Genomic DNA, 22,005 nt, shown 5'->3' on the forward strand with positions numbered 1-22,005 from the left:
CGTGCCAGGTCATGTCGACCGGCTCGGTGAGACCCGGCCGGGCCTGACGACGGTCGCGGCCCCCGAGCGGGGTGCCACCCGGATCGCCGACCGCGTCGTCGCGAAGATCGCGTCGCAGGCGGCGCGCGAGGCGCTGCCCGCTCCGCCGTCCGACGCCGTGCCGCCGCACGCGACGGTCGTCGTGCGGCGGCAGACGGCCGGCTCCGGCGGGCCGGGGGACGCGCCGACGCACAGTGCCCAGGTCCGGGTCAGCCTGGAACTCGGCTACCCCTCCGACATCGGTGCCGACTGCAGTGCGGTGCGTCGTCATGTCGCCGAGCGGGTAAGGGCGTTGGCGGGAATGGAAGTACCGGAGGTGGCCGTCCAGGTGGAGCGGCTGCACCTGGCGCACGGGCCCGGCACCGCACAGGGGAGGACGCGATGAGCGAGCCCCAGGGCTCCGACAGCACCCGGAAGCTGCCCGTACTGGAGAAGGCCGACGACGCGGGCGCGCTCGGGCAGTCCGCCTCCGCGGCCGCCTACGAGCCGCTGAACACCGTGGACGAGGAGGACGGCCGCCAGGGGCGGTTCTGGTCCGTTCGCCGTGTCCCGGCGGGCGCCCTGGCGATCCTGCTCCTCGTCGCCGCGGGCGCGTTCCTGTACGACGTCGCCGCCGTGCGCGCCGGCAGGTCCGCCCTGCGCTGGCGCACCTGGCTGGCCCAGCAGCTCGCCGAACGGCCGCTCGACGACACCGCGGTCCTTGTCGGTGCCGGGATCGCCGCCGCGGTGGGACTCTGGCTGGTCGTCCTCGCGGCCACACCCGGACTGCGGGACGTGCTGCCGATGCGGCGCACCCACGCCGATGTCCGGGCCGGGCTGTACCGGACGGCCGCCGCGATGGCGCTCCGCGACCGGGCCATGGAGGTCGCCGGTGTGCAGTCGGTCCGCGTGCGCGTGAAGCGCCGCAAGGTCGACGTCCGGGCGGTGTCGCACTTCCGTGAACTCGACGACGTGCGCGCCGACCTCGACACCACGCTCGCCGACGGCGTCAAGGGGCTGGGGCTGGCCCGCTCGCCCTCCCTGTCGGTGCGTGTCGCGCGTCCCGGACGGAAGGGGTGAGGTCCGTGCTCCGGATCGTCAACCGCGTACTGATCGGCTTCGTCGGGCTCGTGCTGCTCGCCCTCGGCGGCTCCGTGCTCGCCATCGGACTCGGCGCCCGGCCGCCCTCGTGGTGGATCCACGACGGGCGGCACGACGTGCTGCTCAGCAACGCCGAACGGACCCGGTGGCGGGACGAGGGCTGGTGGTGGCCCGCCGTCATCGCCGCGCTCGCGGTGCTCCTGCTGCTCGCCCTGTGGTGGCTGGTCGCGAACGTACGGCGCCGACGGCTCGCCGACGTGCTCGTCGACACCGGCGACGGTGAGGGCGCGCTGCTGCGCGGGCGGGCCCTGGAGAGCGTACTGGCCGCGGAAGTGGCCCGGTTGGGCGGCGTCGACCAGGCGCACGTGCGTCTGACCGGCCGCCGCAGTCTGCCCGAGGCACGCGTACGGCTCCTGCTGGAACCACATGTGGACCCCGGGCACGCGCTGCAGCTGCTGAGCTCGGAGGCGCTCGTCCACGCCCGGGACTCGGCCGGCCTCGCCGCGCTCCCCGCGGAGGTACGACTGCGCGGCGTCAAGCACCACGCGGAACGCGTGACCTGAGCGACCCCACGCCCGGGACAACACCCGCCCCGTACCCGTGTCCTGGGTCACACCTCACCCGGGTGGCCCGGCCCGGCGGGTGGGTCTAGAAGCCGCTCCGCATTCCGCCGTCCACCGGCACCATGATGCCCGTGAGGTACGACGCCGCGGGGGAGAGCAGGAACGCGGCCGTGCGGCCGAACTCCTCCGGGGTGCCGTAGCGGCGCAGCGGGATGCGGGACTCGTTGACCGCCCGGGTGGCCTCGGGGTCGGCCGACAGGCCGTCCAGCTCGCGGACGCGGTCCGTGTCGATACGGGACGGCAGCAGGCCGACGACGCGGATGCCGCGCGGGCCCAGTTCGTCCGCGAGGGACTTGGCGAAGCCCGCGAGCCCGGGGCGCAGACCGTTGGAGATGGTGAGCCCGGGGATCGGCTCGTACACCGAGCCGGAGAGCACGAAGCCGACGACACCGCCCTCGCCGAGCTCCGCGGCGGCCGCGCGGGCCAGCCGTACCGCGCCCAGGAAGACCGACTCGAACGCCGTCGTCCACTGCTCGTCGGTGTTGTCCGCGACGAACCCGGGCGGCGGTCCGCCGACGCTGATCAGGATGCCGTCGAAGCCGCCGAAGTGGTCACGGGCGGCCGCGATCAGCCGGGCCGGGGTCTCGGGGGCGGCGTTGTCGGCCGCGATCCCGACCGCGTTCGCGCCGAGCGCTTCGGCGGCGTCGGCCGCGCTCTTCTCGTCGCGTCCGGTGACGATCACTTTGGCGCCGTCGGCGACGAGTTCACGCGCGGCGGCGTTGCCCAGGCCGCGGGTGGCTCCCGTGACGACGTACACACGATCCTTCAGTCCAAGATCCATGGCTCCCATCCTTCCCTATCCCGGTGGTGTGGCCCCTTCCGTTTCCCCCGCCTCGTCGACGCCGAACAGGCTGAGGGCGGACACCACGAGGCCGATGTGGCTGAAGGCCTGCGGGAAGTTGCCGAGCTGGCGGCCCGCGACGGGGTCGTACTCCTCGGACAGCAGCCCCACGTCGTTGGTGAGGCCGACCAGCCGTTCGAACAGCTCGCGCGCCTCCCGCGTACGGCCCGTCAGGTGCAGCGCGTCCACGAGCCAGAACGAGCAGACGACGAACGTGCCCTCACCGCCCGGGAGCCCGTCGACGCCGGTCGTCGCGGCGCTGTAGCGGCGCACCAGGAAGCCGTCGGGGGCGAGTTCCGCGCGGACCGCGTCGATCGTGCCGACCACCCGGGGGTCGTCGGGGGGCAGGAAACCGACGCGCGGGATGAGCAGCAGGGCGGCGTCGAGACCGGGCGAACCGTAGGACTGCGTAAAGGTGTTCCGGTCGGGGTCGAAGCCGCGCTCGCACACCTCCCGGTGCACCTCGTCGCGCATCGCCCGCCAGCCCTCCAGATCGCCGTCGAGCGACGGGTCGTCCTCCAGGGTGCGCACGGCGCGGTCGGCCGCCACCCAGGCCATCACCTTGGAGTACACGAAGTGCCGGCGTGGGCCGCGCACCTCCCAGATCCCCTCGTCCGGCTGCCGCCACGCGACCCGCAGGAATTCCATCATGGCGCACTGCACCCGCCACATGTGCGGCCTGGACGGCAGGCCCGAACGCCGGGCGAGCGACAGCGAGTCGATGACCTCGCCGTACACGTCGAGCTGCAACTGCTCGACGGCGCTGTTTCCGACCCGGACGGGCGAGGAGTCGGCGTAGCCGGACAGCCACGGGACCTCGTACTCCGGGAGCCGGCGTTCTCCCGAGAGGCCGTACATGATCTGCAGGGCGGCCGGGTCGCCCGCGACCGCGCGCAGCAGCCAGTCGCGCCAGGCCTCGGCCTCCTCGTGGTAGCCGGCCGACAGGAGGGCGCCGAGGGTGAGGGTGGAGTCGCGCAGCCAGCAGTAGCGGTAGTCCCAGTTGCGGACCCCGCCGAGCTCCTCGGGCAGCGAGGTGGTGGGGGCGGCCACGATGCCGCCGGTCGGCGCGTAGGTGAGGGCCTTGAGGGTGATCAGGGAGCGCACGACGGCATCCCGGTGCGGCCCGTCGTAGCGGCAGCGCGCCGCCCACGCCCGCCAGTCCTGGACGCTGGTCTCCAGCGCCTCGAAGGGATCGCACAGGGGCGGCCGGGGCCGGTGCGAGGGGTGCCAGGTCAGGACGAAGGCGACCTTCTCGCCCGCCGCCACGGTGAACTCCGAGTGCGTGCGGAAGTCCTGGCCCCAGGTGTGCACGGGCGGCTCGCTGCGCAGCCACACCGAGTCCGGCCCCGCGACGGCGACCCGGTGGCCGTCCGAGCGGCGCATCCACGGCACGACCGAGCCGTAGTCGAACCGCAGCCGGAGCAGACTGCGCATCCGTACCCGGCCGCTGAGGCCTTCGACGACGCGTACGACATCGGGGGCGTGCTCGCGCTGCGGCATCAGGTCGGTCACCCGGACGGACCCCTCGGGGGTGTCCCACTCGGTGTCGAGCACCAGCGTGTCCGGGCGGTACGAGCGCCGTGTGCACGAGTCGGCCCCCTCGGGCGCGATCCGCCATTGACCGTTGTCCTCGTCGCCCAGCAGGGCCGCGAAACAGGCCGCCGAGTCGAAGCGGGGCAGACACAGCCAGTCGACGGAGCCGTCGCGGCCCACCAGTGCGGCGGTCTGTTCGTCCCCGATGAGCGCGTAGTCCTCGATGTGTCGGTGCACGGTGGACGAGTTCCCGACCTGGGCGACGGCCAATCGGGCCGCCAGGGTGGCGCGAGCGGCGACGGAGCCGGTGCCCCGCGCCCCTGGGGCCCGTGCCCCGGGTCACACGGGCGCGGGTTCCGCCTCCGGCGCGGTCCGCGCGGCCGCGGCCTCCGCCCGGTCGCGGCGCTCGCGACGGACCAGGATCACCCAGCCGACGGGGATGCCCGCGGAGAACAGCCACCACTGGATCGCGTACGCCATGTGGGGGCCGATGTCGCCGTGCTCGGGGTCGGGGATCAGTTCGGGGGAGTCGCCCTTGGACTGCGGCGCGGTCTGCTCGATGTAGCCGCCGAGGACCTGCTTGCCCAGCCGCCGCGCCTGCTGCTCGCTGCTGATCAGCATGACCTGACGGTCGGGCAGGCCCTGGACGTTCTTGATGCCGCTGTCGGCGGTCGTCTGGTCGGCCATCAGCCGGCCGGTGACGGTGATCTCGCCCTGGGCGGGGGCCGGGATCTGAGGGAAGGCGGTCTGCGCCCCGTCGGCCGGCACCCAGCCGCGGTTGACCATGAGCACGCGGCCGTCGGCCAGGGCGAACGGGGTCAGGACGTGGTAGCCGACCTCGCCGTCGGCGTTGGTGCGGCGGCGGACGACCTCTTCGTGCGCGGTGTCGAAGTGCCCCTTCGCGGTCACCCGGCGGTACAGGTCGTCGTGCCGGACGCGCTTTCCCGGCGCGGTGAGCGTCTCCGCGGGTACCGGCTTCGCGGCGAGCGAGGCGGAGATCACCTTGTTCAGGGCGACCTTGTGCTCATGCCGGTGCAGTTGCCAGAAGCCCAGCTCGATCATCGTCGGGATGAGCGCGAGGGCCACGAGGGTGAGGATCACCCACTGCCGGGACAGGAGGAAGCGGTACACCCCATTGACGTTACTCGGCACGATTTCGGCCCTCGACGGGAGGGTCCCGCCGAGGGCCGGAACGATGCCCTGTCCCGGGCCCGGCGGCCGGGACTCAGACCTTGTCGACGATCCCCGCCCTCCCCTCCGCGCGGGCGCAGTGCGCGCCGCAGTACCAGTGGCCCTCGACCTCGACACCCTGGCCGATGACCTGGACGCGACAGTGCTCGCAGATCGGGGCCATCCGGTGGATCGCGCAGGAGAAGCAGTCGAAGACGTGCACCGCGCCCTGCGCGTGCACCTCGAAGGTCATTCCGTAGTCATTGCCGCATACTTCGCATCTCGCCATGCGCCACAGGGTGGGGTGCCGGGGCGGTGCGGGCGAGCGGGTGCCGGGCGAGTCGCCCGTCAATCACCCGTACGTCCGTCACCCTTCCGACGCGGGTTCGACGTCCCGCAGCAGTTGCCCGAACGCGGCCTCGTCGATCACCGGTGTCCCGAACTGCTTGGCCTTGACCACTTTCGATGTGCTGGAGTCCGGGTCGTTCGTCACCAGGAGGCTGGTGAGCCGGGACACGCTCGTCGCGACATGCAGTCCGGCCTCGATGGCCCGGTCCTCCAGCAGTTCGCGATCGACGGACGTGTCGCCGGAGAAGGCGACCCGCATGCCCTGTTTGAGCGGCTTGTCCGAGTCGTACCGGCCTGGATTGGGATGGGGGCATGCGGGGCGCTTGCGGGAGGGGCGCCAACTCCCCGACGGGTAACCGCCGGACGCGTAGCTCCCGGTCGACTGCCGTCCGATCCGTGGCGCCGCGGCGCTGTCGGACCACTCCTTGAGCGGCCGGCACTCGAGGAGCGGCAGGCGCACCCCGTCGCGCGCGGCGGCCCGCAGGCTCGGCCGGAACGCCTCGGCCAGCACGCGTGCGTCGTCCAGCGCGTGGTGCGCCCGCTGCTGCACGACACCGAAGTGCGCGGCCAGCGACTCCAGCTTGTGGTTGGGCAGGGGCAGGCCCAGTTCCTTGGAGAGCGCGATGGTGCACAGGCGCTGGCGCACCGGCGCCTCGCGCTCCGCGCGCGCGTACTCCCGGGCGATCATCGACCAGTCGAAGACCGCGTTGTGCGCGACCAGCACGCGGCCGTCGAGCCGCGCGGCGAACTCCTCGGCGACGTCCTGGAAGAGCGGAGCCCCTTCGAGCATCTCGCTCGTCAGTCCGTGGATCCACACCGGGCCCGGGTCCCGCTCCGGATTGACCATCGTGTACCAGTGGTCCTCGACCTCGCCGCGCGCGTCCAGCCGGTAGACGGCGGCGGAGATTATCCGGTCGTCGCGGGCCAGTCCTGTGGTCTCCACGTCAACGACCGCGTATCCCTGCGGATACGCGGCCGGCCAGGAGGCTGGGGACGCTGCGGTCGTGAGGTCTTCGAGCATGGTCAATGAGGATACGGGCCACGACTGACACTCCCGCTGCCGCCTTCCCGGTTCCGGGAGCCCGTCGGCGCCGCCACCGGGGCACCCTCGCGTGGACGCGCCCAACCGCTCCACCGGTCGCCGAGTTGACGCCGGGGGCGCGCGGACACCGGCCCCCGCTCCCCGTTCCGCCGGTGCGCCCGCTTCCGTCGCGGCGCCGCTGGTGCCCCGAGAGCCGGAGGCCCGGGTCAGGATGCGAGCAGGGCGTCCACCAGAGCCCGCACCGAGGTCGTGAACAGCCTCTCCGGGTCGACCGGCCGGGCCAGCGCCCGCGCGAGGCCCGGATCGTCGTCCGCGGTCCGCGCGTCCCACAGGTCCTCCTCGGCGGGCCGCTGCAGGGGCGATCGCTCCCGGTTGCGTTCGACGAGAACGAAGCCGACGACCTGGAACTGCACCGCGCGGACGACCTCGGCGGCCCGCGCGCCGCGCAGTCCCGCCGCGTGCACCTCGCGCACCAGCGCCTGCTGCGCGGGCAGGAACATGCGCTCGGTCAGCCCGCGTTCGTGGACCATCGCGACGAGATGCGGATGGTCGCGCAGCTGCCGGCGCAGGGCGCGGGCGACCGAGACGACGCGCAGGGCGGGTGTGCGCCCGGTGGGGCGGATCTCGCCGAGGTCGGCGACCGTGCGCTCGACGAGGGCGTCGAGCAGCGACTCCCGGTTGCCGACATGCCAGTAGATCGAGGTGACCGCGGTGCCCAGCTCGGCGGCGAGCCCTCGCATCGTCAGGGCGTCCGGGCCGTGCCGCTTCACCAGTCCGGCGGCGGTCTCCAGGACCTCGTCGCGCGTGAGTGCCGGTCTTCCCATGGTGCTCCCAAGTCCGTGTCCGCAGGCGTATTTACCCTTCGCCGAACCTGCTGTAACTCTGTTACAGGCTCCAGTGACGGACCATCAGAAACCTGTTGTGTCTCCGGTGAAGGGCGGTACGGCATGGCACGAGTGAGGTACGGCGCGCGGACCGAGGCGGAGATCGCCGCCGCGCGTACCGCGAGCTCCAAGCTCCCCGACATCTGGTCCACCGGTGTGGTGGCCGTCTGGGAGAGCGACCCGGACGCGGTCGCGGCGGTCCTGCCGCCCCCGCTGAAACCCACCGCCCGGCCCCTGGTACGGGTCAACATCAGCAAGGTCGATCTGCCCGGATACCCGCTGGGCGCGGGCTCGTTCGCCGTCGCCGCCGCGCACGACGACGTCGAGGGCTGGTATCCGCTGGTCATGCCGATGACCCACGAGCGCGCCCTGATCGGCGGCCGCGAGGTCTTCGGGGAGCCCAAGAAGCTCGGCGAGGTGACGGTCGAGCGCGACGGTCTCGTGGTGCGCGCCGCGCTCGCCCGGCACGGCATCGCCTTCGTCGAGGTGCGCGGCGCGGTGAGCGGGTCCCTGCCGCTGCCCGAGCCCGCGCGGAAGACCGACTTCTACTTCAAGTTCCTTCCCGCGGTGGACGGTTCGGGCTTCGACGCCGACCCGGTCCTCGTGCACTGCGTGCGCGACGAGAAGGTCCGCAAGCTGGAGCGCGTCACCGGGGACGTCGTCCTGCGCGAGTCGATGTACGACCCGGTCGCCGATCTGCCCGTACGCCGGCTGCTGGAGATCACCCTCGGCGAGAAGACCACCGACCAGAAGGGCCGGGTCGCCGAACGCGTCAGTGGCCGGGCCCTGTTGCCGTACATCCACCAGCGCTACGACGACCCGCGGCAGATCCAGGACGGGCCGCCGGAGGGGAGCGTCTGATGGAGCTCCGCGCGGGACAGGTCGCCGTCGTCACCGGCGCGGCGAGCGGTATCGGGCTCGCGATGGCACGCCGGTTCGCGGCGGACGGTCTGAAGGTGGTCCTCGCCGACGTCGAGGAGGGCGCCCTGGAGAAGGCCGCCGGGGAACTGCGCGAGGACGGCGCCGACGTCCACGCGCGCGTGGTGGACGTCGGGGAGCGCTCCGAGGTCGTCGCGCTCGCCGAGGACGTGTACGGCACCTACGGCGCGGTGCACGTCCTGTGCAACAACGCCGGGGTCGGCTCCGGCGCCGAGGGCCGTATGTGGGAGCACGACCCGAACGACTGGAAGTGGGCCTTCGCCGTCAACGTGTGGGGCGTCTTCCACGGCGTCCAGGCGTTCGTGCCCCGGATGATCGCCGGGGGCGAACCGGGCCACGTCGTCAACACCTCGTCCGGCGACGGCGGGATCGCCCCGCTGCCCACCGCCTCCGTGTACGCCGTCACCAAGGCGGCGGTGGTGACGATGACCGAGTCGCTGTACGCGCATCTGAAGGCGGAGCACGCCCGCGTGGGCGCCTCCGTGCTCTTCCCCGGACCCCACATGCTGCGCACGGGCCTGTGGGAGTCGCACCGCAACCGGCCCTCGCGCTACGCGAAGGCACGGCCCCGGAAGACCCCGTACCGCAGCCTCGCCCAGTGGGAGGCCGCGATGGAACAGGCGGGCCACGACGTGCGGTTCACCCCCGTCGAACAGGTCGCCGACCTCGTCGCCGAGGGGATCCGCGAGGACCGCTTCTGGCTGCTGCCCGAGAGCGAGCACAGCGACCGGCAGATCCGTGCGCGGTCGCAGTCGATGCTCGACCGGGCGAATCCGTCGTACCTGGAAAGTTTCATCCTCGACTGAGGGGGCGCGGTGACCGAACAGGACCCGTATCTGATCATCTCCTCCGACTGCCACGCCGGACTCCCCACCGAGGAGTACCGGCCCTATCTGGACCCCCGATTCCACCGGGACTTCGACGAGTTCCTCGCGGGCCGCGACCGGCGCCGCGAGGAGATGACCCGCCTCGGCGTCCGCAACGAGGCGTTCGCGGACAAGTGGTTCCACGACAACGAGGAGGGACTGCGCGGCGGTTGGGACACCGCGCAGCGCCTCAAGGAGCTGGACGGCGACGGTGTGGCGGGCGAGGTCGTCTTCCCCGACGCGGACGCCGTGGACAGCCGGACCGCCGCGCCGTTCGGCGTGGGCCTCGGCCTCTCCGGCGACCAGGACCCGGAACTCGGCATGGCGGGCGCGCAGGCCCACAACCGCTGGCTCGCCGACTTCGTCTCCGTGAACCCCGAACGGCACTGCGGAGTAGCGCTGTTGCCGGTGACCGGCGAGACCGGGCGCGTCGTCGCCGAGGTGTACCGCGCCAAGGAGTCGGGCCTCGGCGCCCTGATGATCCCCTCCATGTGGGTCGACAAGGAGCCCTACCACGACCGCCGTTACGACCCCGTGTGGGCGGCGGCCGCCGAGTGCGGGATGCCCGTCGTCACCCACTCCGGCGCGGCACCGCGGCACGAGTACGGCGATCACCTGGGGATCTACGTCTCCGAAGTCACCTGGTGGCCCGCGCGCCCCCTCTGGTTCCTGCTCTGGTCGGGGGTCTTCGAGCGGCACCCCGGACTCCGGTTCGGCGTCGCGGAGTCCGGCTGCTGGTGGCTGCCCAACCTGCTGTGGTTCATGGACCGGCTCTACCTCGGCGCGCACGGCGGCAAGAAGCTGTCGCCCTTCGCGGAGCTGACACGGCCCCCGCACGAGTACCTCGACCGGCAGGTCTTCATCTGCGCGACCAACACCAAGCGCCGCGAACTCGCCCAGCGCTACGAGATCGGCGTCGACAACATCCTCTGGGGCAGCGACTTCCCGCACCCCGAGGGCACCTGGCCCGACACCCGTGCCTGGCTGGCGAAGACCTTCCACGACATCCCGGTGGCGGAGACGCGCCGCATGCTGGGCCTCGCGGCGGCCGAGGTCTTCGGCTTCGACCTCGGCAAACTGGCCCCGCTCGCCCGGCGGATCGGCCCCACACCGGCCGAACTGGGCCAGCGACAGGACCAGTCGGCGGTCGAGGCGTCCTGGGCCCGCTCGCGCGAGGTCGGCCGTCACTGGCTGACGGACCACGACTTCCCCGTGCTGGGGGTGAACCCGTGACCGCCGAGGACCGCTACACCGTCATCTCCGCCGACTGCCACGCCGGCGCCGATCTCCTCGACTACAAGCCGTACCTGGAGCGCCGGTACCACGACGACTTCGACGCCTGGGCGGCCGACTACGTCAACCCGTACGAGGACCTGCTCGCCGACACCGCCGACCGGAACTGGAACTCCGGGCGGCGCCTCGCGGAGCTGGAGGAGGACGGCATCGTCGCGGAGGTGGTCTTCCCGAACACCATCCCGCCGTTCTTCCCGTCGGCCTCCCTGATGGCACCGGCCCCGACGGCGCAGGAGTTCGAGCGGCGCTGGGCGGGTCTGCGGGCGCACAACCGCTGGCTCGCGGACTTCTGCGCGGCGGCGCCCGGCCGACGCGCGGGCGTCTTCCAGATCCTCCTGAACGACGTCGACGAAGCGGTCGAGGAGATCCGCCGGTCGGTGGACGCCGGCCTCAGAGGCGGTCTGCTGCTGCCCGGCACACCCCCCGGGTCGGGCCTGCCCGAGCTGTACTCGTCGGCGTACGACCCGATCTGGGCGGCCTGCGCCAAGCTGGGCGTCCCGGTGAACCACCACGCGGGCTCGGCCTCGCCGCCGCTCGGGGACGAACCGGCGGCCCGCGCGGTCTTCATGGTGGAGACGACCTGGTTCTCGCACCGGGCGCTGTGGCACCTGGTGTTCGGCGGCGCGTTCCGCCGCCACCCCGGACTGCGGCTGGTGCTGACCGAGCAGGGATCGGGCTGGATCCCCGGCGTGCTCGACATGCTGGACTACTACCACGGGCGTCTGGTCGCGGCGGCCGGCAAGGCGGCCACGGCCGAGTCGAAGTTCGGCGCGGGGCTGGCCGCGGCGATGGGCGAGAGGCCCTCGCGGGTCTGGCGCGACAACTGCTTCGTCGGCGCCAGCTTCATGCGCCCCCACGAGGTACCGCTGCGCGACCGCATCGGCCTGGACAAGATCATGTGGGGCAGCGACTACCCGCACGACGAGGGCACCCACCCCTATACCCGCGAGGGCCTGCGCATCTCGTACGCGGGACTGCCCCGTGCGGAGATCGCGGCCATGGTCGGCGGCAACGCGGCCCGCGTCTACGGCTTCGACCTGGCCTGCCTGGACGAGATCGCCGCGAAGGTCGGCCCCACGGTGGCCGAGATCGCCGAACCGCTGGACACCCCGCCCGCCGACGCGACGAGCCCGGTGTTCGCGAGAGGAGGCTCGGTGCGTGTGTGGTGAGCGCCGGGGCAGCGGCTGCCCCGTGCCTCCCGGGCGGCGCGTGGACCGGCGGCTTCCGGCGCGTGTGGCCCGGGAAACTCCCGGAGGAGTGCGGCGCGGTGGCTTCCGGGCGGACCTGCGGCCGCCCGGCCGACCTTGCGGCCTCCCGGCGGCGTGCGGTCCGGGGGACGCCGGGTCGGTCTGTCGTCGGCCGTGCTCCGGGCGGCCCTTGGCGGAGATCACCAAGAAGCAAGCGCGTACCGGCGGTAATACTTGTCGGTAACAGCCTCTGGTCGCAGCCGACCAGCGCATCTACGGTTCACCCATGCCGAACCTGCCCGACGTCGTGCTGTGGTCGATACCCGCCTTCATCCTGCTCGCCGTGATCGAGACGGTGAGCGTCCGGATCCATCCGGACGACGAAGCCGCGGGATACGAGACGAAGGACGCCGCGACGAGCGTCGGCATGGGACTCGGCAGCCTCGTCTTCGACTTCCTGTGGAAGATCCCGATCGTCGCGGTCTACACGGCGGTCTACGAACTGACGCCCCTGCGGGTCCCCGTCCTGTGGTGGACGATCCCGCTGATGCTGCTCGCGCAGGACTTCTTCTACTACTGGTCCCACCGCGGCCACCACGTGATCCGCGTCCTGTGGGCCTGCCACGTCGTGCACCACTCCAGCAGGAAGTTCAACCTCACGACCGCGCTGCGCCAGCCCTGGACGGGGGGCTGGACGTCCTGGCCCTTCTACGTCCCGATGGTCGCCCTCGGTGTCCACCCGGCCGCCCTCGCGTTCTGCTCGTCGGTGAACCTCGTCTACCAGTTCTGGATCCACACCGAGCGCATCGACAGGATGCCGCGCTGGTTCGAGTCCGTCCTCAACACCCCGTCCCACCACCGCGTCCACCACGCCTCCCAGGGCGGCTACCTGGACCGCAACTTCGGCGGCATCCTCATCCTCTGGGACCGGCTCTTCGGATCGTGGGTCGCCGAGACCGAGCGGCCCGTCTACGGGCTCACCAAGAACATCACCACGTACAACCCCCTGCGCGTGGCCACCCACGAGTACACCGCCATCGCCCGGGACGTGCGGGCGGCGGCGAGCTGGCGCGAGCGCGCCGGGCGGGTCCTCGGCGGCCCCGGCTGGCAGCCCGCCCCACCGGCCGGGGCGCAGATGTTGGTCACGCAGCCCGTCCAACCGGCCGGGGCGCAGCAGACCCCGGCCACAGCGCCCGCCTCGCCGTCCGTCGTGCAGACGCCGGTCACGGAGCTCGCCTCGCCGTCCGTCGTGCAGACCCGGGCAACGGAGCCCGCCTCGCCGTCCGTCACGCAGGCCCCTGCCGCGGAGCCCGTCGCGTGACCCGACGTCTCGCGCGCACCCTGCTCGTCGCCTTCGCTCTCGCGACAGCGGTGGACGTCCTCTCCCTGGCCGCCGGGTACGACGCCGGGCACCTGATCGCCAAACCGCTCCTGATGCCGCTGCTCGCCGTGTACGCGGGTGTGCGCGGCGGACCCCGGCTGCTCGTGGCGGCCCTGCTCCTCGGCTGGTGCGGCGACCTGGCGCTCATGTCCGACGCCGACCTCGCCTTTCTCGTCGGCATGGCCTCCTTCGCGGCGGGGCACGTGTGCTACCTCGTGCTCTTCCGGAGAACGGCACGCGTGCGGAGCGCATGGCTCCTCGGCGCGTACGTCACCGCCCTCGTCGCCCTCGTCCTCCTCCTGTGGCCCGATCTGCCGGCCGGCCTCCGCGTCCCCGTCGCGGGCTACAGCCTGCTGCTGACCGCGATGGCGTACGGCGCCACGCGGCTCGGTCCCGTCGCGGGGCTCGGCGGCGCCCTCTTCATGCTCTCGGACACCCTCATCGCCACCGGCGTCGCCGACTGGCCGCAGCTGCCGAACGCGGACTTCTGGATCATGCTCACCTATGCCGCGGCCCAGTTCCTGCTGGTCCGAGGCGTGCTGAGCCCCCTCGGCGCGCGACGCGCGCCGAGGGCGGCGTACGGTGAGATGCGCTCAACCACCCCCTGAGCGCATCTCACCGACGCTCCGCACGAGAGGGACCCTCGCCATGCGCGCCACCACCATCCACGCCCCGTACGACATGCGCGTGGAGGACGTCCCCGAGCCCATGGTGCAGCTGCCCACCGACGCGGTCGTGCGGGTACTGCGGTCCTGCATCTGCGGCAGCGACCTGTGGGCGTACCGCGGCGAGGCGGCCCGGCAGCCGGGGCAGCGGATCGGGCACGAGTTCCTCGGCATCGTCGAGGAGACGGGCTCCGCGGTGAGCGGCGTCCGGCGTGGTGACCTGGTGGTCGCGCCCTTCATGTGGTCCGACGGCGTGTGCGAGTACTGCCGCGACGGACTCACCACGTCCTGCCGGCACGGCGGCTTCTGGGGCTCCGTCGGCTACGACGGCGGCCAGGGTGAGGCCGTGCGCGTTCCCTTCGCCGACGGCACCCTCGTCCAGCTGCCCAAGGAGGCGGCCTCCGACGAGCACCTGCTGTCCGCGCTGCTGACGCTCTCCGACGTCCTCGGCACCGGCCACCACGCGGCCCTCGGCGCGGGCGTCCGCAAGGGCTCGACCGTCGCCGTCGTCGGCGACGGGGCCGTCGGACTGTGCGCCGTGCTGGCCGCCCAGCGGCTCGGTGCCGAGCGGATCATCGCGCTCGGCCGCCACCAGGTGCGCACCGACATCGCGCGCCGCTTCGGCGCCACGGACGTCGTCGCCGAGCGCGGCGAGGCGGCCGTCGAGGCCGTCCGCGAACTGACCGGGGGCCAGGGCGCGCACTGCGTCGTCGAGGCGGTGGGCACCGAGCAGTCCATGCGTACGGCCGTCAACATCACCCGCGACGGCGGCGCCATCGGCTTCGTCGGAGTGCCTCACGGCAGCGGTACGGGGCTCGACCTGGGTGTCATGTTCGACCGCAACATCGCCCTGCGCGGCGGAGTCGCCCCCGTGCGCGCGTACATCCCCGAGCTGCTGCCCGACGTCCTGGACGGGACCATCGACCCCTCGCCGGTCTTCGACATGACCATCGGCCTGGAGAGCGTGCCCGAGGGCTACAAGGCGATGGACGAGCGGACCGCGCTGAAGGTCCTCGTCACCAACTGACGCCGGGCGCCGGACCCCGCGGGCTCACCGTCCGCGGGGGGACGCCGTCGGCGGCTCACCACGGACGGGCGGCGGACTCACCGCCGGGCGGCCGGGTGACTCATCGCCGGGCGGGCGGGGGACTCACCACCGGATGGGCAGCGGCAGCGCCGTCAGCAGGCCCGACACCGCGACGACCATCCCCAGCGCCACGACCTCCGCGCGCGCGGGGGAGCAGGCGCCGATCGGGTCCCCCGCGCGGCGCAGCCGCAGCCGCGCGGCGAGCGCCAGGGCGGCGACGACGGCCACGAGGAGGACCTTCGCGAGCAGGGCGCGCCCGTACGCCGTCGACGTCAGCTGGCCCACGATCGTGCCGGGCGGCATCCGGCGCAGCGCGCTCCAGACGCCCGTGGCGGTGATCGCCGCGAACAGGACGGCCGCCACGCGCGCGTAGAGCCCGAGCAGCGCGGCACCGGCCGGTGAACTCCCGTCCGCCCCCGGCCCTTTGGTGACGCCCGGCGCGGCCCGCCATCCGCCCAGCACCCGCAGGACGTGCAGCAGACCGCCCGTCCACAGCGCCGCGCACGTCACATGAACGACCGTCAGGGCCGAGCCGACCGGCACACCGTGCTCCGTCGCGGGATGCGCGCGCAGCGCCTCCGCCAGCACCACCGCGGCCAACGGCCACACCTGGGCGGCCGGCCGGCGTGAGCGGGCGCAGAGCCAGGCCACCGCGAACGCGTTGACCTCCAGGAGCGCCAGTCTGCCGTCCCGTGTCTGGTAGAGGCCGCCCACGTCCATGTCGGAGAGACGACGCGGCAGCAGGTTGCCCGTCGCCACGACCGAGGCCAGCCCCAGTGCGACGACGAACCCGGCGGCGGCCGCGTACGCCGCCCAGCTGCGCGGCGCCGCCACCCGCGGCGCACCGGGCACCCGGCGCGCCAGCCGGGCCGCGAACAGTTCCCCCGCGGGGACGCAGAGCGCCGCGAACAGCACCGTCCGCAGCAGGGCGACGCCACCGGTGGCGGGCGCCGCTGCCTCTCCCGTGTCGTTGAGCGCGGCGCTCGGGCCGAGCAGCGGGATCAGGGCCGCGACGGCCACGAGGGCGAGCACGGCGACGGCCCGGCGGGTGGCCTGCCGTCGCGCCGCCCCACTCGCGTCCGCCGCCTCGGCCGTCGGTCGTATCACCGTCACTCCACGATCCTCGCCAGCCGTCACGGATCCGGGCAAGTCACCGTAGCCCGTGCGGCGTTCGAGAACGAGCCTGCGAGGAAAGGGGCTTCGCCGCCTGGGGTGAGAACGGCGCCGCGGCCCCCGCACCCCGACCGGCCCTCACCATGGTCCGACTCGGCGTCCGGGCGGCCTCGTCCGACCCGACCACGCCGCCCCGGCCCCACGGGCGCCCGGTCCGGCGCCGCAGTGCGCGACCGGCCCGGCGCGATCCGCTCATGCCCAGCGTGCCGCGTCCGTCCCCCAAGGTCCGGGCGGGCGTGACCAGTCGGTGGGGCCGCCCGTGAAGGAGACCGGGGGCAGGGCGTGGCGAAGGCGGCCGATCCGGCTGTCCCGCTCGGACAGCCAGGCATCCGGGCGGTCGTACGAGACCCCGGCCACGCGGCGCTCGGACGGCAGCTCCGTCGCAGGGCGGGTGTACGAGACCCCGGCCACGCGGCGCTCGGACGGCAGCTCCGTCGCAGGGCGGGTGTACGGCGGTCCGGCCACGCGGCGCTCGGACGGAACTTCCGCCGCGGGGTCCGTCACCGCGCCGGGCGCCTCCCCCCGCTCGATCCCGTCCGTCAGCCACGCCGCCGTCCGCGCCAGCGCCAGCCGTACGAGGCTCCCGCGGCCGTCCTCCGCCCGCTCGGTCAGCGCGCGCAGCACGGCCGCCGCCAGCAGATACCCGGTGCCGTGGTCGAGGGCCTGCGCGGGCAGCGCACCGGGCCGCTCCGGCGGTCCCTCCGTCACGGCGATCCCGGTGGCCACCTGCACCAGACTGTCGAAGCCCCGCCGCCCGCCCCAGGGCCCGTACGCCCCCCACGCCGACAACTGAGCCACGATCAGGCCGGGTTCGCGCTCGGCCAGCGCCTCGGGGGAGAGCCCGAAGCGGTCCAGGGCACCGGGCCGGTACCCGGTGACGACGACGTCCGCCGCCGCCAGCAGTCCGTCGAAGGTGTGCCGGTCGGCCGCCAGGTCCAGCACCGTCGAGCGCTTCCCGAAGCCCGTGTCCGCGTGCGCGTCCGGGTCCTCAGGCAGCCCCGGGGCGTCCACCCGCAGCACGTCGGCGCCCAGCAGGGCGAGCGTGCGGGTGGCGACCGGGCCCGCGATGACCCGGGTCAGGTCCAGGACGCGAACCCCGGCGGCGGGCAGCAGCGGTCCGCCGTCGAGCGGGGTGAGGACACGCGCGCCCGCCGGGCCCGACCGGCCGCGCTCGATCAACGGCCGCCGAGCCACGGCGACGGCCTGTTCGTGCGCGGCCCACTCCTTCGCCGAGCGCAGCGCGACGGCGAGGCCACCGGCGGCGTACACCGTCTCCTCCACCTCCCGCGCGGACCGCCCGGCGAGCGCACCGGCCACGTCCTCCACGGTCGCGTCGTGCGCCGTGCCCACCGCGTCCAGCAGTCGCGCCCGGTGATGCGGATAGTTGGCGTGCGTCCGCACCCAGCCGTCCGCGGTCCGCCAGAACCGGGACAGCGGCGCGAACGAGACCGGTGCGCGCCCGTCGATCGTCAGATGCCGTTCGCTGACGAACGCCGTGGCGACGGCGCCGTCGTCCACGGTCACCCGCGGCACCTGCGCGAGCCCGGCCCGGCGGGCCCCCAACTCGGCGGCGGCCAGCGCGCACACGCCCACGCAGGCGCGCGCCAACTCGCGTACGGGCAGCCGGGCTTCCAGCGCACCCGCACGCACCACGGTCGAAACCCCGGGGAGCAGCGCGGGGTCTCCGCCCAGCTCCTGCCATGCGGCGGCCATCGGTGAATGCGTCATACCGGCACTATGCAGCGTGGACCCGATCAACACGGGAGGCGCCCGGGGACGACGCGGCCCCGGCCGCCGCGGGGGCGGGCCGGGGCCGTGGAGCATCGGCAGGTGCTACTTGACCGCCCGCAGGGCGTTGACGATGCCGAATCCGTAGAAGCCGTTCACGCGCTTGCCGCCCACGCAGGTCGCGTCGACGACGCCGTCACCGTTCCCGTCGTACGGGTCCGTCGGGCAACCCGGGTTGTCCGCCTGGGCCTTGAGGAGGAGCTGCAGCTGAGCGGGCGTCGCCCAGGGGTACTTGGACTTCAGCAGCGCGGCCACGCCGGCGACGTGCGGCGTCGCCATCGAGGTGCCCTGGAGGTAGGCGTACTGGTTGTTCGGCATCGTGGACAGGATGCGGCCGTTCTGCGACGGCGTGTCCGGGATCTGGTACCGGTCGCCGCCGGGCGCCGCGACGTCGATGACGCCCTTGCCGTAGCTGGAGAAGTACGACTTGGCGCCCTTGACGCCGGTCGAGGAGACCGTGACGACACCGGGCAACTGGGTAGGAATGTCGAAGCATTTGTGCGGGTCGACCGTCCGCGTGGTCGGGGTCGAGTCGTCGGGGCTGGAGGCGTCGGTCAGCGCGTCCGCGTCGAGGTCGTCGTTGGAGTTGCCCGCCGCGGCGACATTCAGGGTGCCCTTCTTCTGGGCGTACAGCTGGGCCCGGTTGACGGCGTCGACGATGGCCTTCTGATCGGGGTCGTCGAGGCAGTTGTACAGCCACGGGTCCACGTAGTAGCTGTTGTTGGTGATCTCGACGCCGTGGTCGGCGGCGAACACGAAGGCGCACACGACGCTCTCCGGGAAGAACAGCTGGGTGGAGTCGGGCTCGGCCACGGTGATGCCGGAGACCTTCACGCCGGGCGCGACACCCGCGACACCGATGCCGTTGCGGGCCGCCGCGATCTCCCCCGCCACATGCGTGCCGTGATAGTGGTCGGCGTCCACCGGCCGCCACGCACCGAACGAGGTGTCCGGCTTACCGCCCACACAGTTCGCGGACTGCGAGGGGGAAAAGTTCGGCGCGATGTCCGGGTGCGTGTCGTCGACGCCGACGTCGATCACGGCGACGGTCACCTTCTTGCTGCCCGGGTTGATCGCGGCCGCCTTGTCGGCGCCTATCGCGCGCAGATCCCACTGGTCGGCCTCCAGGGGCTCCTCGCCGACGTCGGCGGTCTTCGCGACCCTGGCGGCCTCGGCGGCCGACAGTACCTGCGCCGCGCCCTCGTCCGTCGTCGCGGCCGGGGCCAGCGGCGAGGTGCGGGTGGCGCCGGCCGACTGCACCCCGCGCGCCGTCCGGATCTGCCGGCCGAAGTCCGGGTTCGCCGAGTGGACGACGATCACGCCGATCTGCTCGTAGGCGATGACGACGCTGCCGCCGGCCGCGCCGATCGCCTTCTTCACCGACTCGATCGTGCGGTGGTCCGGCTTCGTGTTGACCACGTACGAGAGGTTCGGCCCGTCCGCGGTCGTCGCGGCGGGCGCGGTGTGAGGGGCGGCCGACGCGACACCCGGCAGGAAGCCGAGTGAGGCGGTGAGCGACAGAACGACCGGCACGGCGAGGGCGAGACGGCGTCTGGAACGCAGATGAGCCATGGGATCTCCACATCATCCGGAAAACGGAGCTGCCCGAACACGGATGGCGCTCGGGCAGGTACATGACGGAATGGTGCAGGCCGAAGCTATCCTCCCGCCGCCCGGGCCAGCAATGACTTCCGGCGACGACTTCCGAAAGAAGTCGGGGGAGTTGAACCGGTCCATGCGTGGCGCCGTGACCTTGAGCAGGGAGCCCGTGGACGATCGAGCCCCCTGTTCGGATCACGGAACGGATGCGCGCCGTCGCACCCCGTGACGTGAACCCACGCCACTGTGAGGTCGAAGCCGCATGTCCGTACCCGAACCGCCCCCCCCCCCGTCGGCGAGCCCCGACTCGCCCCCGCCCACCGTCGTATCCGCACCCGCAACGCGAGGAGACACCGTGGCCACCGACGCACCACCACCCTCGAAAACCGGAGCCCCGCTTCCTTCCACCGCGGAGTTCGTCGCGATGCAGGAGAGCGCCGAATTCGGTGAACTCCGCAACTCCCACCGCTCCTTCGCCTTTCCGCTGACCGTCGGATTCATCCTCTGGTACCTGCTGTACGTGCTGCTCTCGAACTACGCGGGCGACTTCATGGGCACCAAGCTGTTCGGCAACGTCAACGTCGCCCTGGTGCTCGGCCTCGCCCAGTTCCTCACCACGTTCCTCATCGCCTGGTGGTACTCGCGGCACGCCGCATCCCAGCTCGACCCCAAGGCCGAGGCCATCAAGTCCCGGATGGAGGGCGGCGCATGAGCTCCGTACAGACGACCGCGCACACGACCCTGCTGGCCGCGGGCGAGGCGAGCGAGCACCGCCCGCTGATCATCACCCTGTTCGCGGTGTTCGTCGCCGCGACCCTCGTCATCACCGTCTGGGCGGGCCGCCAGACCAAGGACGCCGCCGACTTCTACGCGGGCGGCCGCCAGTTCACCGGCTTCCAGAACGGACTCGCCGTCTCCGGCGACTACATGTCCGCCGCGTCCTTCCTCGGCATCGCCGGCGCGATCGCCCTCTTCGGCTACGACGGCTTCCTCTACTCCATCGGCTTCCTGGTCGCCTGGCTGGTGGCCCTGCTCCTGGTCGCCGAACCGCTGCGCAACTCCGGCCGCTACACGATGGGCGACGTCCTCGCCTACCGCATGCGCCAGCGTCCGGTCCGTACGGCGGCGGGCACCTCCACCATCGTCGTGTCGATCTTCTACCTGCTGGCCCAGATGGCGGGCGCCGGCGTCCTCGTCTCGCTGCTCCTCGGCATCACCAGCGACGCCGGAAAGGTCGGCATCGTCGCGCTCGTCGGCGTCCTGATGATCGTGTACGTCACCATCGGCGGCATGAAGGGCACCACCTGGGTGCAGATGGTCAAGGCGGTCCTGCTGATCGCCGGCGCCCTGCTGCTCACCTTCCTGGTGCTGCTGAAGTTCAACTTCAACATCTCCGACCTGCTCGGCAAGGCCGCCGAGAACAGCGGCAAGGGCTCCCCCTTCCTGGAACCGGGCCTCAAGTACGGCGCCACCTCCACCACCAAGCTGGACTTCATCTCCCTCGGCATGGCGCTGGTCCTCGGCACCGCGGGCCTGCCGCACATCCTGATCCGTTTCTACACCGTGCCCACCGCCAAGACCGCGCGGAAGTCGGTCAACTGGGCGATCGGCCTCATCGGCGCCTTCTACCTGATGACCCTCGCGCTCGGCTTCGGCGCCGCCGCGCTGATCAAACCGGACGAGATCATCGCCTCCAACAAGGCGGGCAACACGGCGGCACCCCTGCTCGCCCTGCACCTCGGCGGCGTCGACTCCAGCTGGGGCGCGATCCTGCTCGCCACCATCTCCGCCGTCGCCTTCGCCACGATCCTCGCGGTCGTCGCGGGACTGACGCTGGCCTCGTCCTCGTCGTTCGCGCACGACATCTACGCGAACGTCATCAAGAGGGGGCAGGCGTCGGAGAAGCAGGAGATGAGGGCCGCCCGGTACGCGACGGTCGGCATCGGCGCCGTGTCGATCCTGCTCGGCGCCCTCGCCCGCGACCTCAACGTCGCCGGTCTGGTCGCGCTCGCCTTCGCGGTCGCCGCCTCCGCCAACCTGCCGACGATCCTCTACAGCCTGTTCTGGAAGAAGTTCACCACCCAGGGCGCGCTCTGGTCGATCTACGGCGGTCTGGTCACGGCCGTCGGCCTGGTGCTGTTCTCCCCGGTGGTCTCGGGCAAGCCCACCTCGATGTTCCCGGACGTCGACTTCCACTGGTTCCCGCTGGAGAACCCGGGCCTCATCTCCATCCCGGTCGGCTTCCTGCTCGGCTGGCTGGGCACCTTCCTGTCCAAGGAGGAGCCGGACGCCGGGAAGTACGCCGAACTGGAGGTCCGCTCCCTGACGGGCACCGGAGCGCACTGAGGCACCGGCATCGCGCGGGCTCGTCGTGGGCCACCGGTGGATCACCACTGGTAGGTCCCTACGACGGGCCCGCGCCGCGTCTCGTGGGATCGGGCCCCTGTCGTCGTCAGTCCCGTCACGT

21 protein-coding genes are annotated in these 22,005 nt (G+C 72.7%); 12 read left to right on the plus strand and 9 right to left on the minus strand.

All coding sequences use genetic code 11. From position 1 onward, the window contains the following. Nucleotide 1: 1 nt before the first annotated feature. From ACFWBT_RS08405 to amaP, 3 genes are read left to right on the plus strand one after another with little or no spacing between them, the layout of a single operon-like run. Nucleotides 2-424 carry a hypothetical protein gene (locus ACFWBT_RS08405; protein WP_385697354.1) on the plus strand — a complete coding sequence of 141 codons (423 nt, stop codon included), beginning with the start codon at nucleotides 2-4 and terminating at the stop codon, nucleotides 422-424. Continuing rightward, the gene (locus tag ACFWBT_RS08410; RefSeq protein ID WP_385697356.1) at nucleotides 421-1,098 is read left to right on the plus strand and encodes a DUF6286 domain-containing protein; all 678 of its coding nucleotides are present in this window, start codon (nucleotides 421-423) and stop codon (nucleotides 1,096-1,098) included. The genes ACFWBT_RS08405 and ACFWBT_RS08410 overlap by 4 nt, the downstream gene beginning before the upstream one ends. After that, nucleotides 1,095-1,682 carry an alkaline shock response membrane anchor protein AmaP gene (gene amaP, locus ACFWBT_RS08415; RefSeq protein ID WP_385697358.1) on the plus strand — a complete coding sequence of 196 codons (588 nt, stop codon included), beginning with the start codon at nucleotides 1,095-1,097 and terminating at the stop codon, nucleotides 1,680-1,682. The genes ACFWBT_RS08410 and amaP overlap by 4 nt, the downstream gene beginning before the upstream one ends. 85 nt (nucleotides 1,683-1,767) lie before the next feature. On the opposite strand, the gene ACFWBT_RS08420 is transcribed toward amaP, so the two are convergent. From ACFWBT_RS08420 to ACFWBT_RS08445, 6 genes are all read right to left on the minus strand, one after another. Then, a complete protein-coding gene (locus ACFWBT_RS08420; protein ID WP_385697360.1) occupies nucleotides 1,768-2,523 on the minus strand; it encodes an SDR family oxidoreductase in 756 nt (251 codons plus the stop codon). A gap of 15 nt (nucleotides 2,524-2,538) precedes the next feature. Beyond that, a complete protein-coding gene (locus tag ACFWBT_RS08425; protein ID WP_385697362.1) occupies nucleotides 2,539-4,353 on the minus strand; it encodes a glycoside hydrolase family 15 protein in 1,815 nt (604 codons plus the stop codon). A 102-nt stretch (nucleotides 4,354-4,455) separates the two neighbouring features. Further along, the gene (locus ACFWBT_RS08430; protein ID WP_385697364.1) at nucleotides 4,456-5,247 is read right to left on the minus strand and encodes an SURF1 family protein; all 792 of its coding nucleotides are present in this window, start codon (nucleotides 5,245-5,247) and stop codon (nucleotides 4,456-4,458) included. Between the two features lie 94 nt (nucleotides 5,248-5,341). Further along, a complete protein-coding gene (locus ACFWBT_RS08435; protein ID WP_365877592.1) occupies nucleotides 5,342-5,575 on the minus strand; it encodes a hypothetical protein in 234 nt (77 codons plus the stop codon). A 78-nt stretch (nucleotides 5,576-5,653) separates the two neighbouring features. Continuing rightward, entirely contained in the window at nucleotides 5,654-6,655 is a 1,002-nt protein-coding gene (locus ACFWBT_RS08440; RefSeq protein WP_385697366.1) for a DEDDh family exonuclease, read from the minus strand. Between the two features lie 227 nt (nucleotides 6,656-6,882). Continuing rightward, complete coding sequence (locus ACFWBT_RS08445) at nucleotides 6,883-7,500, minus strand: TetR/AcrR family transcriptional regulator (RefSeq protein ID WP_385697368.1); 618 nt, start codon at nucleotides 7,498-7,500, stop codon at nucleotides 6,883-6,885. Between the two features lie 123 nt (nucleotides 7,501-7,623). Between ACFWBT_RS08445 and ACFWBT_RS08450 the strand changes: the two genes are divergently transcribed. From ACFWBT_RS08450 to ACFWBT_RS08480, 7 genes are all read left to right on the plus strand, one after another. Beyond that, entirely contained in the window at nucleotides 7,624-8,421 is a 798-nt protein-coding gene (locus ACFWBT_RS08450) for an acetoacetate decarboxylase family protein (protein WP_385697370.1), read from the plus strand. Further along, nucleotides 8,421-9,305, plus strand: a complete 885-nt coding sequence (locus ACFWBT_RS08455) for an SDR family NAD(P)-dependent oxidoreductase (protein ID WP_385697372.1) — start codon at nucleotides 8,421-8,423, stop codon at nucleotides 9,303-9,305. The genes ACFWBT_RS08450 and ACFWBT_RS08455 overlap by 1 nt, the downstream gene beginning before the upstream one ends. Before the next feature lie 9 nt (nucleotides 9,306-9,314). Next, a complete protein-coding gene (locus ACFWBT_RS08460) occupies nucleotides 9,315-10,598 on the plus strand; it encodes an amidohydrolase family protein (RefSeq protein WP_385697374.1) in 1,284 nt (427 codons plus the stop codon). Then, nucleotides 10,595-11,827 (plus strand): amidohydrolase family protein, encoded by a 1,233-nt coding sequence (locus ACFWBT_RS08465; protein ID WP_385697376.1) that lies wholly within the window; start codon nucleotides 10,595-10,597, stop codon nucleotides 11,825-11,827. Before ACFWBT_RS08460 ends, ACFWBT_RS08465 begins: the two co-directional genes overlap by 4 nt. Before the next feature lie 304 nt (nucleotides 11,828-12,131). Then, on the plus strand, nucleotides 12,132-13,166 hold the full coding sequence (locus ACFWBT_RS08470) for a sterol desaturase family protein (protein WP_385697377.1): 1,035 nt from the start codon (nucleotides 12,132-12,134) through the stop codon (nucleotides 13,164-13,166). Then, nucleotides 13,163-13,834 (plus strand): lysoplasmalogenase, encoded by a 672-nt coding sequence (locus tag ACFWBT_RS08475; protein ID WP_385697379.1) that lies wholly within the window; start codon nucleotides 13,163-13,165, stop codon nucleotides 13,832-13,834. Before ACFWBT_RS08470 ends, ACFWBT_RS08475 begins: the two co-directional genes overlap by 4 nt. A gap of 40 nt (nucleotides 13,835-13,874) precedes the next feature. After that, on the plus strand, nucleotides 13,875-14,918 hold the full coding sequence (locus ACFWBT_RS08480) for a zinc-dependent alcohol dehydrogenase family protein (RefSeq protein WP_385697380.1): 1,044 nt from the start codon (nucleotides 13,875-13,877) through the stop codon (nucleotides 14,916-14,918). Between the two features lie 123 nt (nucleotides 14,919-15,041). On the opposite strand, the gene ACFWBT_RS08485 is transcribed toward ACFWBT_RS08480, so the two are convergent. The 3 genes from ACFWBT_RS08485 to ACFWBT_RS08495 form a co-directional block, all read right to left on the minus strand. Beyond that, nucleotides 15,042-16,091, minus strand: coding sequence for a CopD family protein (locus ACFWBT_RS08485; protein WP_385697382.1), 1,050 nt, complete (start codon nucleotides 16,089-16,091; stop codon nucleotides 15,042-15,044). 252 nt (nucleotides 16,092-16,343) lie between these two features. After that, the gene (locus tag ACFWBT_RS08490; protein ID WP_385697384.1) at nucleotides 16,344-17,879 is read right to left on the minus strand and encodes a CoA transferase; all 1,536 of its coding nucleotides are present in this window, start codon (nucleotides 17,877-17,879) and stop codon (nucleotides 16,344-16,346) included. 105 nt (nucleotides 17,880-17,984) lie between these two features. Further along, nucleotides 17,985-19,511 carry a S8 family serine peptidase gene (locus ACFWBT_RS08495; protein WP_385697386.1) on the minus strand — a complete coding sequence of 509 codons (1,527 nt, stop codon included), beginning with the start codon at nucleotides 19,509-19,511 and terminating at the stop codon, nucleotides 17,985-17,987. Between the two features lie 382 nt (nucleotides 19,512-19,893). Here ACFWBT_RS08495 and ACFWBT_RS08500 point away from each other — a divergent pair, with 382 nt between their 5' ends. Both ACFWBT_RS08500 and ACFWBT_RS08505 read left to right on the plus strand, forming a co-directional pair. Beyond that, nucleotides 19,894-20,250, plus strand: a complete 357-nt coding sequence (locus ACFWBT_RS08500; protein WP_266757188.1) for a DUF485 domain-containing protein — start codon at nucleotides 19,894-19,896, stop codon at nucleotides 20,248-20,250. Continuing rightward, on the plus strand, nucleotides 20,247-21,884 hold the full coding sequence (locus tag ACFWBT_RS08505) for a cation acetate symporter (RefSeq protein ID WP_385697388.1): 1,638 nt from the start codon (nucleotides 20,247-20,249) through the stop codon (nucleotides 21,882-21,884). The genes ACFWBT_RS08500 and ACFWBT_RS08505 overlap by 4 nt, the downstream gene beginning before the upstream one ends. The last annotated feature ends 121 nt before the right edge of the window (nucleotides 21,885-22,005 follow it).

Origin of the sequence: Streptomyces sp. NPDC060027 (assembly GCF_042737005.1) — a bacterium.
Taxonomy (GTDB): Bacteria; Actinomycetota; Actinomycetes; order Streptomycetales; family Streptomycetaceae; genus Streptomyces.